This window comes from Micromonospora sp. NPDC000207 (genome assembly GCF_040300925.1).
In the GTDB taxonomy this organism is placed as follows: domain Bacteria; phylum Actinomycetota; class Actinomycetes; order Mycobacteriales; family Micromonosporaceae; genus Micromonospora.
On sequence record NZ_JBEPEQ010000015.1, the window covers coordinates 50,453 to 66,023 of the forward strand.

The following is a 15,571-nucleotide window of genomic DNA, read 5'->3' on the forward strand; positions in this document are numbered from 1 at the left end:
CCGGCTGTCCCCGGCCGTCCGGCCCTCGGCTGTCCGGCCCGCCTCATTCCGGGACACCCGGCGTGTTCAGGCCAGGGTGCAGGTGGCCCCGTTGAGGGTGAAGGCGGTGGGGGCGGCGGTGTTGCCGGTGTGGTTGGCCTGGAACCCGATGCTCACCGAGGCACCGGGGGCGATGGCGGTGTTGTAGCCGACGTTGCGGGCGGTCACCTGGCCGGAGGTGGGGGAGAAGGTGGCGTTCCAGCCGGAGGTGATGCTCTGCCCGCCGGGCAGGGTGAACCCGAGGGCCCAGCCGTTGACGGTGGTGGTCCCGGTGTTGGTGATGGTGAGGTCCTCGGTCAGGCCGGTGTTCCAGGCGTTGACGGTGGCGGCGACCCGGCAGGCGCCCCCGCCGGTGGGTGGGGGAGTGGTCGGGGTCGGCGGCGGGGTGGTCGGGTCGGGGGTGGGGGTGACGCCGCCGAACTGGGTGAAGAAGCGCCAGGTCTCCGCCGGTAGCCAGGTCCGGGACCCGCTGTCCCCGGGGGCACCGTCCTGGGGTGCGGCGATGTGTCCCTCGTCGAAGGCAGCCCACACCACCGGGTAACCGGCGGCGCAGCCGGAGTAGGTCGTGGTGCGGTGGGTCAGGCTGCCCTGGGTGGGTTCGGGAGGGTTCTGGGCGGTGCAGCCGTTGTTCCGGACGAACCGGTCCCGCAGGGTACGTCCCCCGGAGATGCCGAGGACGTTGTCGCGGATACCGTGGGCCCCGAAGTAGGCGATCCGTCCGTTGCCGCCGCTGCACCCGCTGATCTGTCCACCGGCATAGACCGCGACCGCCCGGAAGACGTCGGGTCGGGCGCAGGCCACCGCGTAGCTCATGCCCCCGCCCCAGCTGAAGCCGAGGGCGAAGCGCTGGGCGGTGTCGATGCAGAGGTCGTTCTCGATCTGCCGGAGCATGTCGTCGACGAAGGTGACGTCCTGACCGCCGGTGTTCGCCCAGCCGTTGTCGATCCCCTGGGGGGCCACGAAGACGGTGCTGTCGTTCGCCAGTCGGCGCAGTCCGTAGTACGACCACACGTCCCGCTGCACTGTCTGTCCGGTGTCCACGTCGACGGCGGTGCCGCCGCGCCAGTGGAAGCCGAAGACGAGCCGGTACGGGGTGGAGTTCCGGTAGCCGTCCGGGATGCGCAGGATGTAGCTGCGGCTCCTGCCGCCGCTGGTGATGGTGCGGGTTCCGCTGGTCAGGGTCGGGTTCCTACCGCAGCCGGGACTGGCGGCCAGGGTGCCGACGTCGGCGGCGGCCTGGGTGACGTCGGCGGTGGCCGGGGCGGCGTCGGTACGGGCCAGCACGGTGCCGACCATCGTCGCCACCAGGAGCGCGGCGGTGGCCAGCGGGCCGACGACACGTCGTCGTCTCATCATGGGGTCACGTCCTCGGTCGGGTGCGGGTGTCGCCGGTGTCGGGGGTTCACGCCCGGCTCCAGCGTTGGTTGGCGTTGCCGTGGCAGGACCAGACGATCACCGCGGTGCCGTTGGCGGTGCCCCCGTTGTCGACGTCCAGGCAGAGGTTCGGGAAGCGGACGTTGCCGACTGTGCCGTTGCCGTTGAGGGTCCACTGCTGGTGGGTGCCGCCGTTGCAGTCCCAGATCTGGACCCGGGTGCCGTTGGCCGCGTTGGTGGGGACCTCCAGGCACTTGCCGAGGATCCGCAGGCTCTGGCCGTTCTGGGTGATCTGCTGGTTGGGGTTGCCGTGGCAGTCCCAGACCAGGGTTGCGGTGCCGTTGGCGGTGTTGGAGTCGTCCAGGTCCAGGCAGCGTCCGGCGGACTCGCTGCGCAGTCGGAAGGTGGTGGGGGTCGGTGGGTCGGTGGTGCCGCCGCCGCTGATCCGGTACACCACCGTGCCGTGCGCCGGGACGCTCGCCGAGATCGCGCCGGTGGTGGTGGAGGTGGTGTTGGTCCAGGCGTCCCGCAGGGTGAAGGAGCTGCCGGTCTTGCCGACCGCCGCCGCGGTGGTGGAGATGGTGGTGGTCGAGTTGCTTTGGTTGAACAGGGCCACCGCCACGTCCCCGTTGGCCAGCCGTTTGGCCAGGATCCGCCGGGTGGCGTCCCCGGCGACCTGGACGGCCTGGCGTCCGAGGGTGTCCTGGTTGATGGCGATGAGCTGTTGGTTGCGCAGGATGGTCAGGGTCGCGGCGCTCGCCGAGCGCAGGTCGTTGCCCATCATCAGGGGGGCCGCCATCATCGACCAGAGGGCGAAGTGGCTGCGCATCTCGGTGTCGGTCATGCCCCCGTTGCCGACCTCCAGCATGTCCGGGTCGTTGAACCCGCCGGGGGCGGCGTACCCGGCCAGGGGCACGTTGACGTCGACGATGTTCTGGATCCCCATCGGGTACCCGTTGGTCTGGCCGGTGTTCCACGCGTTGGTGATGTCCTCGGTGGTCCGCCAGAGGTTCGCCACGTCGCTCCAGTTGCGCTGCGGCCCGGTCTTCTCGTGGATGCTGTTGGAGTTGATGCTGTAGACGATCGGCCGACCGGTGGCGGCGAGGGCGTCGCGCATGATGCCGAAGCGCGCCACCTGGTCGTTGATGGTCCCGGTGGGGGAGCACCAGTCGTACTTGAGGTAGTCCACCCCCCAGGCGGCGAACTGCCTGGCGTCCTGCTGCTCGTGCCCGAGGCTGCCGGTGGAGCCGGGGAACGAGTCGAAGTACTGGGCGCAGGTCTGGTCCAGGGGGCCCTGGTAGATGCCGAAGAGCAGGCCCCGGGAGTGCAGGTAGTCCCCGAGGGCCTTCATGCCGCTCGGAAACCGTTGGGGGTGGGCCTGGAGGTTGCCCTGGGCGTCACGGTCCGGGTTGAACCAGCAGTCGTCCACGACGACGTACTTGTAGCCGAGGTCCCGCAGGCCCTGGCTGACCATCGCGTCGGCGGTCTGCCGGATCAGGGTCTCGTTGATGTTGCACCCGAAGGTGTTCCAGGTGTTCCAGCCCATCGGTGGGGTCCGGGCCACCCCGTTGTTCAGCGCCTCGGCCGGGCGGGGGGCGACGGCCCCGTCGACGAGGGTGCCGGCCAGGGCCAGGGTCAGGACGGCCAGTATCGCTGTCGGCCAGGTCTTCCGTCTTCGCACTGTGTTCCTCCTGCCAGTGGATCGGTTGGGGACTACGGGGTGATCCGGAAGGTGGCGTCCTGCCGGTCGGTGGCGCTCAGGGGGTGGTCAGGTCGAACCGGCGGACGGTGACCGCCCCACCGAGGGACTGGGTGGCGTAGTTGAAGATTCCGAACCGGTAGCCCATGAAGAACTGCCAGGCGTTGTTCAACGTGAAGGCCGGGCCGAGGGTCGTGAAGTTCACCCCGTCCGTGCTGTACGAGAAGCGGGCCTGCCGGCCGGATCCGGGCCGGATGTCGGCGTTGACGCGTAGCCAGATCCGGGTGCCCGAGATGGCGGCACTTGCCGACTCGACCCCGGTGCCCGTGGTGTTCCAGCTGCTGTCCATGGTCAGGCCGGTGGTCATCACCACCCGGGTCGTGCCGTTGTCCCGCTTGAGGCCGATCCAGGCCGAGGAGTCCCGGAGCATGGCGAGCCCGGCCCGGTCCCCGTTGGCCATGCCCGAGTGGTCCAGGTCGATGGTGGCGGTGGAGGTGGGGCCCTGGATCCGGTGGGTGAGGGTGTTCCGGGCCGAGTACAGGTCGTTGGTGACCGTCGCGGTCTGCAACCGCAGGCCGTTGGCGACCCTGTACCGGCTGGTGTCGGGGTTGTGGTTCCACTCCCAGCGGTGGTCGAGGGTGGGGCCGGGGAAGGTCTCCGCCCCGGTCATCGGGGCGACGGTCCGGGTGGTGGTGATGTTTGGCCGCGGGTAGGTGGCCCCCCACCGGCCGTTGACTGTCTGGACGCTGGGCCACCCGTCGGCCGACCAGTTCAGCGGGGCCAGGGTGGGCATCCGTCCGCCGGGGTAGGCGTCGGTGAAGGCCATGTAGTACCAGTCACCGTTCTGGGTCTGCACGATTCCGCCCTGGTGGGGCACCCCGCCTCCGGAGATCGGGCCGGGCAGGTCGAGCAGGACCTGACGCTGCTCGTACGGGCCCCAGGGGCTGGTCGAGCGGAGCACGTACTGGCCGTTGGCGGGTCGGGTCAGCCAGATGTAGTAGTAGTTGCCCCGCTTGTACATCCGGGCCCCCTCCAGGGTGCCGATGTTCGACGGGGTCTGGTAGACCTGCTGCGCCCGGACCTGGGAGGTCAGGTCGGCGGAGAGCTGGGCGACGCTGATGGTGCCGTTGCCGTAGGCCACGTACGGGGTGTCGTTGGTGTCGAAGAGCAGCCCGGCGTCGTAGTAGCAGGGGAGCTGGGCCCGCTTGCTCCAGGTACCGTCCACCGCCGTGGCGGTGTAGAGGTAGGAGCGGTTGAACTCCACGCAGCCCAACCAGTAGTAGGTCCCGTTGCTGGGTCTGTGGTTCAGGGTGGAGGCCCAGATGCCCTTGACGTAGGCTCGGCCCCCGCTCATGTCGTACCGGGCCGAGTCGAAGTCCAGCCTCGGCACCGAGTGGCCGGCGTACTCCCAGTTGACCAGGTCGTAGGAGCGCAGGATCGGGGCGCCGGGGGAGTAGTGCATTGTCGAGGCCGAGTAGTAGTAGGCGTCGCCGACCCGGATGATGTCCCCGTCGGCGAAGTCCTGCCAGACCACCGGGTTGGTGAACGTCTGCCCGCTGCCGGGCGGGGTGGTGGGGGTGGCGCCGTCGACCCGGACGAGTTGCCACTGCTGGTTGGCACCGTTCCAGTCGGCGTACTGCACGATGTTGGCGCCGTCGGTGGTCGCGGCGTTCTGGACCTCCAGGGTCTTGTTGCTGTTGCGGTTGATCAGCCGGACGTACCCGTCGGTCGAGTCGGCGAGGCGGAACTGCTGGTTGGTGCTGTTGTTGTCGGTCCACTGGACGATGGCGGCACCGTCGGTGGTGGCGAAGTTGTGCACGTCGAGGACCTTGCCGGAGTGGCGGGACTTCAGCCGGTAGTAGCCGGAGCCGGAGTCGACGAACTGCCACTGTTGGTTGGCTGCGGTTCCCCGGGTCCACTGGGTGATCCGGGCCCCGTCGCCGGTGGCGAAGTTGTACAGGTCGAGGGCCTTGCCGCTGTTGCGGTTGACCAGGACGTACCAGGCGGTGGTGTCGACGGTGGCCGCGGAGGCGGCCGGGGCGGCGACGACGGCCGTGACTCCTGCGGCCAGCAGGGTGGCCGCCACCACCAGGACCACCGACCACCCTCGGCGGCGGTGGCGGGGCGACAGGTTTCCCACACCGGTGTCGAACATGTCTCTCCCTGGGTCGAAGGCGCCGCGCCACCGGCCAGGCCCGTGATCGGCCGGGTGGTGCGCAGGATGGAGGGGGCCGGTGGCGGGTATCCCGGACCGCCGACGCCGGCCCGGGCCGGCGATCCGACGTCGGCACCACCGACCCCCGATTGTGAGCGCTAACATCACTTGCCGCAGTGCACCGTCCCGCGCGGAGGTGAGGAGACTGCGACCACAGTCATTGATGGAAGCCGATGTTACACCAGGGTTTCGGCCGGTTCAACGCCCGACTTTCTCCGCCTCGACCGGCGGCGGGGAAGGTGATCTCCCGGTGGCGGCGGGCGGGTTGGAGGTGGTGCTGGGGGCGTCGGGCGAGGGGGTTGACCGATGTCGATGTGAACGATCACAGTGGAAGGGAGTGCCCCCTACCACCACCACCGGGAGACGACATGACAGTCGTACGCGCACCGGGGGTCACGGCCCGACTCAGGCGCGGCTTCGCCTGGCTCGTGAGCCTGATCCTGATCGTGACCCTGCTCCCCGGCAGCCCGGCGCGGGCGGACAACCCGATCGTCCAGCACATCTACACCGCAGATCCGGCACCGTTGGTGCACGACGGCCGGGTCTACCTCTACACCGGACGCGACGAGGACGGCTCCACCTACTTCACCATGCGGGAGTGGCGGGTCTTCTCCTCCACGGACATGGTCAACTGGACCGACCACGGGGTTCCGATGAACCTCGCCACCTTCGCCTGGGCCGACGCCGACGCCTGGGCCGGACACGTCGTCCCCCGAAACGGCAAGTTCTACTGGTACGTCCCCGTCCGCCAACGCGGCGGCGGCATGGTCATCGGGGTCGCCGTCGCCGACAGCCCCACCGGACCCTTCCGGGACGCCCTCGGTCGACCCCTGGTCGGCAACGGCGAGATCGACCCACACGCCTTCGTCGACGACGACGGGCAGGCGTACCTCTACTGGGGAAACCCGAACCTCTGGTACGTCAGGCTGAACCCCGACATGATCTCGTTCTCGGGGAGCCCCACCAGGATCCCGCTCACGACGGCCGGGTTCGGCACCCGGACCGGAAACACGAGCCGACCCACCCTCTACGAGGAGGGACCCTGGGTCTACAAACGCAACGGCACCTACTACAACGTCTTCGCCGCCGAGTGCTGCTCCGAGTTCATCGGCTACTCCACCGCCCCCGGGCCGACCGGACCCTGGACCTACCGGGGCACCGTGATGCCCCGCCAGGGGGCCAGCTTCACCAACCACCCCGGGATCATCGACTACCAGGGCGGATCGTACTTCTTCTACCACAACGGAGCGCTCCCCGGCGGCAGCGGCTACACCCGCTCGGTTGCCGTCGAGAAGTTCACCTACAACAGCAACGGCACCATCCCCCAGATGAACATGACCACCCAGGGGGCACCCCAGATCGGCACCCTCAACCCGTACGTCAGGCAGGAGGCCGAGACCATCGCCTGGGGGCAGGGGATCGAGACCGAACCCGCGAGCGAGGGCGGCATGGCCGTCGCGTTCATCGGCAACGGCGACTACATCAAGGTCAAGGGGGTGGCCTTCGGCACCGGGGCCGGCTCCTTCACCGCCCGGACCGCCTCCGCCGCCTCCGGCGGCGCCATCGAGCTGCGCCTGGACAGCCCCACCGGCCCCCTGGTCGGCACCTGCCAGGTCGGTGGGACCGGAGGCTGGCAGAACTGGACCACCACCTCCTGCGGGGTCGCCGGGGTCACCGGCACCCGGGACCTCTACCTGCGTTTCACAGGGGGCAGCGGGAACCTGTTCAACGTGAACTGGTGGCAGTTCACCGGCGGCACCAACCCGGCCCCCACCTCCTACCGGGTCACCAACCGCAACAGCGGACAGGTGATGGACGTGCAGTCGCCCAACACCCAGGACCTGGCAGTCGTCGGGCAGTGGACCGCCAACGGCAACCCCTGGCAGCAGTGGCGGTTCACCGACGCCGGCAACGGCAACGTCACCCTCCAGAGCGTGCACAGCGGCAAGTGCGTCGACGTCGCCAACGCCTCCACCGCAGACGGGGCCCAGGTCGTGCAGTACACCTGCCACGGAGGCACCAACCAGGTCTTCACCTGGCGGGCGGTCGACAACGGCCACCACAACCTGGTCAACCTCAACAGCAACAAGTGCCTGAACGTGGTCGGCGGGTCGACCGCCGCCGGTGCCGCCCTGGAGCAGCGGACCTGCGGCTCCGCGACGAGCATGCAGTGGTCCCGGGCCTGAGGCCCGGACGGTGAGGGCCGGGGGCGGGCACACCCACCCCCGGCCGCTCGTCGGGGAACCGTCAGGTCGTCGGGAAGTCGTCCGGCGTACGGATCCGGTCACGGATCCAGACCCCGGCCGGCTTGAGGACCCCGGTCCCGGCGTACGTGCTGCCGCCGCAGGTGCCGGTGGTGAAGACGGCACCGCTGCGGAAGTCGTCCGACCAGTTCCAGTTGACCCAACTGATCTTCTTCGTCGCCATCAGGTCCAGGTACTGCTGGGCGCGGGTGAAGTCGTTCGCCCCGTCCCCGGAGGAGGTCTGGGTGCCGAACTCGGTGACGAAGATCGGCAGCCGGTCGGCCGCACGGGAGAGCGCGTTCAGGTACGTCGTCCCGTGCGAGGCGGCGTAGAAGTGGAAGGTGTACATGATGTTCGTCGCGTCGACCGGGTTGTTGACGATCTCGGTCTCCGAGGAGCCCTCGGAGAGGCCGAGGGAGGACCAGGCCCGGGTCCCGACCAACACCACGCCGTCCGGGTCCTGGGCCCGGATCACCGGGATGATCTGCTCGGCGTAGCTCTTGATCGACGCCCAGCTCACCCCGTTGGGCTCGTTGGCGACCTCGTACAGGATGTTGGTCTTGTCCTTGTGCCGCTGGGCGATCTCGGTGAAGAAGGTACGCGCCCGCGCCAGGTTGTGGTTCGGGTCGCCGGGAGTGAGCATGTGCCAGTCGACGATGGCGTACATGCCCCGGGCGGTGGCCCGCTCGATGTAGTCGTGCACCCGGTCGGTGAACAGACGCGGGTTGGTCTCGTACCCGTCCTCCTGGATGTACATCGAGATCCGCAGGACGTCGGCCCGCCAGTCGGTGGCGAGGGCGTCGAGCGAGGCGTCGTTGACGCACTGCGAGTACCACTGGATGCCGTGGGTGCTCATGCCCCGCAGCTGGATGGGGCGGCCGTACCTGTTGCAGAGCTGGGTGCCGCAGACCCGCAGTTGACCGTTGACGGCGGCGGGGGTGCCACCGACGCCGGTGCCGGGGGCGGTGGTGACGGTCAGCGGAGCGGTCTGGGCCGAGGCGTTGCCGGCCGCGTCACGGGCGCGCACGGTGAAACCGTAGCCGGTCGCCGGGCTCAGGCCGCCGACGGTGGCGGTGGTGCCGGTGACCGTGGTGGCGAGGGTGCCGCCCCGGTACACGTCGTAGCCGGTGACCCCGACGTTGTCGGTGGAGGCGTTCCAGGCCAACGACACGCTCGACGAGGTCGTGGCGGTGGCCCGCAGGTTACCCGGCACGCTCGGTGCCAGGGAGTCCGCACCACCGGCGCAGGACCCGCCGTTGACGGTGCAGTTGGTGGGCGTCCCGTTGCCGTTGACGATGAACCCGAAGGCGGTGGAGGCACCGGCGGTCAGCGTCGCGTTCCAGGACCGGTTGGTGAAGGTGTGCCGGTTGCCGATGCTGGTCAGCAGCGCCTCCCAGTGGCTGCCGATGGTCGACCCGGCGGGCAGGTCGAACTCGACCCGCCAGGAGGTGATCGTGGTGGGGGTGTCGTTGCGGACGGTGAAGCGGGCCTCGTAGCCCCCGCTCCACTCCTGCACCTTGACGAAGGCGGCGGTCGCGGCGTGGGCACCGGGTGCCGCCACCAGGGTGCCGACGAGGACGAGCACGGCGGCGACGAGCCCGGCCGCTGTCGTACGCAGTCTGGACATTCCACTTCCTCTGCTGTGGTGGGGCAGCTGCAGACACGCGTGGCACCAGAACGTTAAGGAAGATTTACAGTTCGGTCAACCCGCAGGTGACACCCGGCAATCCGGTGACGCCGATGGATGTCCGGGTGTGGGCTGTCACTGGTGACGCTCGACGGTGACCTCCGGGGCGTCGGCGATGAGACGGGCCGCTAGCCGCGCCGACGCGCCCTGCCCGGCAGCTGTCGCACCGATCCGGTCCCCGGCCAGCGCCGTCACGTCCACGACCCGGTTGCCGGTGCGCCAGGGGAGGGCCGCCTCGCCCAGTCCGAAGTGCAGGGTGTGCTCGGGCTGGCCGACGGTCACCGAGGCGAGGTCGCCGGAGAACACACACAGCATCAGGTTCGCCGAGAGCAGGTCGGTCCGGATCGGGTCCAACGTCACGTCCGCCCCGTCCCGGGCGGTGATCCGCAGGTCCGGCCAGCCGGCGACGACGTGGGAGCGCAGCAGGAACCCACTCGCGCCGGGGCCGTCGGCGGGGGCCAGCACCTGGCGGGTCCACGGGGCGAGGCCACCGACGGCGATCAGGTCCGCGGCGAGGTGGACGTCCGACCGCCGGTCCGCCGGAGTGACCCGTCCGATGCTCGCCGCCCCGTCGAGCAGGGCGGCGAGCCAGCCCTCGTAGAGCGAGAAGAACCGCAGCGACTCCACCGGGATCATGGTCTCCTCGGGCACCAGGTGGTTGAACGGCACCCCCTTGAGCAACGCCAGGTCGTCGAGGAAACCGGTGACGACGGAGGGCAGGTCGGGCAGGGTGTCAACGCCGCTCTTGCGCCGCTGCGCCCGCAGCCGCTTCCACCGGTACAGTGCCGCCGCGTACGGCTTGCTCCGAAGCCCGAGGAGCCGACCGAGCTGCCAGGCGGCACCGAAGGTGGGGTCGGCGAGGGCGGTGGCGGGCAGTGTCGGCCGGTCGGTGCGGGCCTGCGCGACGAGCGGACTGCGGTACCCGGCCGGTACGACCGGCGCGGGCACCGCAGCGCTGCCGTCGGCCAGCCGCCTGAGCAGGGCGGCCAGGTCCGTACCGTCGCTTGTCGAGGTGAACCGCCAGCTCGCGACGGTGACCACGTCGACGGTGCCGGTGTCCACCGGCCCGGCGGATCCGTACCGGTCACGGACGGAGACGAGGTGCGCCACGTGGGTGGCACCCTCGCGGGGCAACCGGTTGCCGATCACCACGGCGCGTTCGGTGCCGTCGACGTCCCGACGGACGTGGGTGAGCAGGGCGAGGTCCCGTCGGGCGGTGTCCTGTGCGGGCAGCAGTCCGACCGGTACGGAGATGACTGTGGCCTTCTCGCCGTCGACGTCTGCCAGGTGGGCGGTGGGCAGGTCGGTCTCGTCGAACAGCAGCAGGGCCAGCCACGGCAGGTCGTCCCGGTCGGGGTCGGCGTTCTCCTGCCAGGGCAGGGTGCTGTGGTTGAGGATGACGTGCGGCAGGTCGGTGGAGTAGTCGCCGGTACCGCCGTCCGGGGGGTACACCGCGTAGATCTCGTCGGTGCCGAAGGCCGGCCGTACGCCGGTGACAGTGAACTCGCCGACGCCGGTGAAACGCTGCGGCGTGATCTTCCGGTGCGCGGCCGGCACCGAGGCCGGCTCGTCGGTGGTGACGTCCTGGGTCACTGTCACCCGGTACCTGCCACCGGGAACCGCCGGCAGGTGGTACTGGAACAGCCGCAGGTTCCCGACGGTGGCCTCGTCCGTGCCGTGGATCGGGTCGAGGCGGGGGCGGATCTCGAATCCCACCAGGGCGTCAGGTACGAGCGTCGGCCCGTCGACAGATCCTGCGGGGACCGCCCACAGGGCGGCAGGCACGTCGGCCAGGACCGGGGTGAGGGCGAAGTGCCGCTCCATCGACTCGGTGCCCCGGGTGACCGTGACGGTCGTCGTGCTGTTGATGTGGGTGCCGGGCCGTCCGGGGGCGGCCAACCCCATCGGGCCGACGGTGATCGGGGCGTGGGCACCGGTCAGGGGGGTGGTCCCCACCGTGGCGGCGGTGCTCGGCACGACGGTGCCGGTCCGGATCACGAGGCGTTGCGGGTCGACCAGGCCCAGGTCGGTCGCGACGTCGGTGGTCTTGCGCAGCAGCCCGCCGCTGACGGCCACCGAGCACAGCTCGCCGGTCGGCAGGAACGAGCGGCGGAACGCCTGCCAGTCCAGAGGTGTCGGCTGTGGGGCGGCCCCGGCACCGAAGGTGATGTCGAAGGAGACGACAGCGAGCTTGATGTGGGCGGTACCGCTGAAGTCCGGCCCCCAGATGTGCAGGTCGGCACCGATGTCGGCGGTGATGTGGTGGGTGCCGAACAGGTGGAACGTGTAGGAGACGGCGAAGTCCACGTAGGCGCGGGCGTCGTAGTGGTACGGCTTCCAGGCGATCAGACAGTCGATGCCGGCGGTGAAGGCGGCACGGAGGTTGTCGCTCTGCCAGACGACAGCGAGGTGTCCGCCGGCCATCAGGGCACCCGGGGTCAGCGCGTAGTAGCCGTCGCCCTTGACCCCCAGGTGCGGGTCGACCTGCCAGTTGAATCCGAGCCGGGGCACCTGCGGGTAGTGGGCCGGTGGGTGGTACTGCGGGTGGTAGCCGCCGGCGGTGAGCACGAAGTCGCCGGCGTGGTCCCCCGCGAACCAGGTGTTGAACGCGAAGCCACCGGTGAGGTGGCAGTCGGGGGAGAAGACGTACGACGTCGAGGTGAGTTGGGCGCGGACGCTGAGGGTGCCCTCGCTGGGTACGAAGCTGGCGCGGAGGGCGAGTTGGATCTGGGCCAGCGGGGCGACCGCCGGTCCGCTCGGCTCCGGTCGGGGGGTGACGAGGGTGGACAGGCCCAGCAGGTCGAGTTCGAAGCGGTCGCCGAAGCTCGCGACGAGGAGGGCGAACGAGTCGATCATCTGGAACGAGCTGAACCGGATCCCGGCGGTGAGGAAGACACTGCCTGCGGTCGGCGGGATCCAGGTCCGGAGGCCGTCCAGGGTGGTCCGGATGAGCTCGCGCGGGTCGGCGGCCCCGGTGACCGGTGCGGGGCTGGTGGCGGCGGCGATCAGCGGGAACTCGGCGACCCGGTCGATCGGCGGCACGACCAGGCTGCGGTTGTACCCGAAACCGGCGGCCAGGCCGGTGACGGTGAGGAACGGCGGCCCGCCGAGGACCTTGTCGAGTACGGCGTAGACGAACATCGACGGCTCGCCGTTGAGGTTCACGTACCCGCCGAGGGCGGCGAGGTTCAGGGTGGCGGTGCGGATCAGGGCCGCCCCGTCGTACTCGTCGTAGGCCGGGCCGTCGGTCGGGGTGACGGTGGTGCGCAGCAGGGCACCGCCGATCTCCACCGGTCCGTTGCGGTAGTCGACGCCGAGCCCGCTCAGGTCGAAGACGGGGTCGAAGTGGTCGATCGGGGAGCCGAGGCTCAGTCCGTCGAGCGAGAGGGTCAACCCGGCGGCGGTGAGCGCCGCGTCGAGCAGGAACCGGACGATCCCGTCGGTGTAGCTGAACCCCACCCGCCCGAGGTGCACCGGGCCGAACGAGCGCTGCACGTCCAGCCACGTCGTACTCGCCGGGGCTGCTGCGGTGGCCGGTGCGGCGACCGTACCGCCGGTGGTGGCGGGTGGGTCGGCGGCGACCGGCAGGGACACGGTCCGGGTGGCACCGGTGCCCAGTGACAGGCGCGCGGCGACTGTGACACCGGTGGTGACACCGTCTGGTCCGACCGGCAGGGCCGGTACGACGGCGGGCAGCAGCGCGTCGACGGCGGTGGTCTCGGCGCTGGTGAAGGAGCGGCTGGCGGCGACGATCCGCAGACTGTCCACCCCGACGGAGTGGTCGGCCGGGAACCGGGAACCGACCAGCGGCAGGCTGGTCAGGCCCACGTCCACCCCGAGGTCCAGGCCGAGCAGGACGCTGTTGCCGGTGTCGGTGTGGCTGACGGCGAGCAGCACGTCCCGCAGGTCGATGGTGAGCCCCGGTGGCACGGCGTGGGACAGCGGGGTCGACACGGCGGCGACCAGGTCGCGGACCACCAGGGGACTCGCGGGGCCGGTGTGGGCGTACGTGGCCACCAGCACTGTCGAGGCCTGGTCCTGGACGAACCGGACGTCGAAGACGAGGCCGGCGACTGTCATCTCACCGCTGAGGGACTTGCGCCAGGTGGTGCCGGAGCGTTCCATCCGGATGGTGACGGCAAGGTCGACGGTGCGGTCCTCGACCGGGAACCGGGCGGCGCAGGTGAGGGCGAACGTGCCGGTGGCGGTGTCGAACCAGATGTCGACCCGGGTCAGTGCGAGGCCCGCGAGCAGGGCCGGGAGGGTCGCGTCGACCTGGTACTTCTCGACCAGGTGGTCGTGGATCGCCGTGATGGTGAGGGCGTGTCCGGGAACGCTGCTGCAGGTGAACTGCCAGCCCCCGCTGTCGGGGTGGGCGGCGACGGCGTGGAAGTCGGCGTCGAACAGACTGAACCAGCCCTCGATCTCGCCGCTTGCCCCGTCGGCGTCCTTGGTGATCTCGAACGCGAACTCCCGGAACCCGAGGGCCAGCGGGCCGACGTCGAGTGGCCAGTCCCCGACGATCCGGGCGGCGAGGTCGTAGCGGCCCGCACCGGGCACCGCGGAGACCTGGAGTTGGGTGACGTCGATCTCGGGGAAGGCGTCGGATCCGGGGAAGTAGCTGCCGACCAGGTCCTTGAGGTGCAGGCTGTGACCGGGGGCCAGCCCGCCGTGCAGGGTCAGGGTGGGCAGGGCCAACACGACGGCGAAGTCGGTGCCGCCGACGGTGATCCGGGTGGCGACGGCGACCTGGCGGATGGTGCGGGAGGCCAGGTCGACGCCGATCCGCACCCCGTCGAGCGTGAGCGCTGTCAACCCGAGTCGGCTGAGCCCCTGCTGGAGTTCGCTGCCGAGCGCGTCCCCGCCGACGAGTCCGGCCAGCGCGGTGAGGCCGGGCAGGATGTTGCCGTCGGCGGGGACGACCTCCACCTCCCAGCAGGTCGGTGTCTGCAGGGCCAGCCGGACCCGGAAGTCCCGACCGTCCAGCCGCAGCGTGGCGTGCAGGGCGCCACCGAGGTGCTCCCGGTACCCGCCGTCCCGGTAACCGGTCTGACTGGTGAGGTCGACGCCGAGCCCGGTGAGGTCGGCGAGGCCGTCGACGATCGACCACCTGGCGGATTCGTCCACCGTCGAACCGACGGTCAGCTCGGTGAGGGTGGACCGTTCGTACCCGAACGACGCCCGCAGCTCCGACAGCGGTACGGCGTCGAAGACGGCGGTACCGACGGGAAGGAACGGGCCGAGCCGATTGCCGCTGACGTAGCCGGCCAGCTCCACCAGAGACACGGTGGCGGGGAGGCCGGGGGTGCGGGCGACACTGATCCGGTTGGTGGTCGCGTCCAGGTCACCGGCGACCTCGACGGTCGCCGTGCCGACGGTGAGCGTGCCGGCGACGTGCAGCTGTGCGACAGGGTCCGCCGGGCGGGTGACGGTGATCGACACGGTGGCGAGTTGCAGCGTACGGCCGGAGTTGCCGACCGGCCAGGCGTCGGTGACTGTGGCGGCGACGACGAGGGTGTCCCCGGTCAGGTCGATCTGCGGGTCGGCGAGCGGTATCCGTTGCTGCGGCAGGGTGGTGAGGAACGCCGCCAGGGTCGGTACGCCGCAGTTGTCGGCGGTCAGGTCGAGGACGCCGTCCGTGGTGGCCGACTCGTACCTCGCCTGGAGGTCGTGCAACGTCGTCATCGGATTCCTTCAGTCGGCGTGCGGAACGATCTGGGGCCCGTTGACGCTGGCGTACGACACGGTGAAGAGCTGGTTGCTCGGGTTGAGGGTGGCGGTGTTCCGTGCGGCGGCCGCGTGGACGGCCGCGTTCGCCGCGCCGACGCCGCCCACGATCAGCGCTCGGCGGACGGCGCGTTCGACCTCGACGGGTACACCCAGGTAGTACGCGGCGCTGGCCACCGCCCCGGCCTGGGCGGCGTCGGTGAGGGGGAGCTGCGCCGGGAGCACCGCGTGTCGGGCGGCTCCGACGACGATCCGGACCGCCTGTCCGGCCTGGGCGTCGGCGACGGTCACCATGATCGCGGCGGTGATCGCGGCGGCCTGCGCCGGTGTCGCCCCCTGTCCGACGGTGTACAGGGCGGTCCCGGCGGCGTAGGCGGCGTCGTCGCGTGATCCGGTCACGGTGAGGACCGCGTCGGCTGTCGCCCCGGCGGCGGCTGCCGCCCCGGCAGTGGCACCGGCTCCGGTGGCGGCGGCGACCACTGCCCCTGCCAGCCCGCCGGCCGGGGCGGTCACCGCGGCGGTGACCGCGGCTTCGGCACCGGCGCCGAAGCCGGCGATCCGGGCTCCGAACACGTTGATCGCTGCGG

At 70.6% G+C, this 15,571-nt stretch carries 7 protein-coding genes; 1 reads left to right on the top strand and 6 read right to left on the bottom strand.

Going from position 1 to position 15,571, the window contains the following annotated elements; translation table 11 throughout:
* Window positions 1-66: 66 nt before the first annotated feature.
* The 3 genes from ABT336_RS06335 to ABT336_RS06345 form a co-directional block, all read right to left on the bottom strand.
* Window positions 67-1,395 (bottom strand): CE1 family esterase, encoded by a 1,329-nt coding sequence (locus ABT336_RS06335; protein WP_350895459.1) that lies wholly within the window; start codon window positions 1,393-1,395, stop codon window positions 67-69.
* A 46-nt stretch (window positions 1,396-1,441) separates the two neighbouring features.
* Window positions 1,442-2,959, bottom strand: coding sequence for a glycoside hydrolase family 27 protein (locus tag ABT336_RS06340; RefSeq protein ID WP_350895466.1), 1,518 nt, complete (start codon window positions 2,957-2,959; stop codon window positions 1,442-1,444).
* 211 nt (window positions 2,960-3,170) lie between these two features.
* Window positions 3,171-5,267 carry a family 43 glycosylhydrolase gene (locus ABT336_RS06345; RefSeq protein ID WP_350895460.1) on the bottom strand — a complete coding sequence of 699 codons (2,097 nt, stop codon included), beginning with the start codon at window positions 5,265-5,267 and terminating at the stop codon, window positions 3,171-3,173.
* A 428-nt stretch (window positions 5,268-5,695) separates the two neighbouring features.
* On the opposite strand from ABT336_RS06345, the gene ABT336_RS06350 reads away from it, so the two are divergent.
* Window positions 5,696-7,513: a family 43 glycosylhydrolase gene (locus tag ABT336_RS06350; RefSeq protein ID WP_350895461.1), complete on the top strand. Its 1,818-nt coding sequence runs from the start codon at window positions 5,696-5,698 to the stop codon at window positions 7,511-7,513.
* A gap of 61 nt (window positions 7,514-7,574) precedes the next feature.
* On the opposite strand, the gene ABT336_RS06355 is transcribed toward ABT336_RS06350, so the two are convergent.
* The 3 genes from ABT336_RS06355 to ABT336_RS06365 form a co-directional block, all read right to left on the bottom strand.
* Complete coding sequence (locus ABT336_RS06355) at window positions 7,575-9,197, bottom strand: cellulase family glycosylhydrolase (RefSeq protein ID WP_350895462.1); 1,623 nt, start codon at window positions 9,195-9,197, stop codon at window positions 7,575-7,577.
* A 135-nt stretch (window positions 9,198-9,332) separates the two neighbouring features.
* Window positions 9,333-14,942, bottom strand: a complete 5,610-nt coding sequence (locus tag ABT336_RS06360; protein ID WP_350895463.1) for a DUF6603 domain-containing protein — start codon at window positions 14,940-14,942, stop codon at window positions 9,333-9,335.
* A 9-nt stretch (window positions 14,943-14,951) separates the two neighbouring features.
* Window positions 14,952-15,571, bottom strand: a 620-nt coding sequence (locus tag ABT336_RS06365) for a hypothetical protein (RefSeq protein ID WP_350895464.1), incomplete at its 5' end; no start/stop codon positions are given.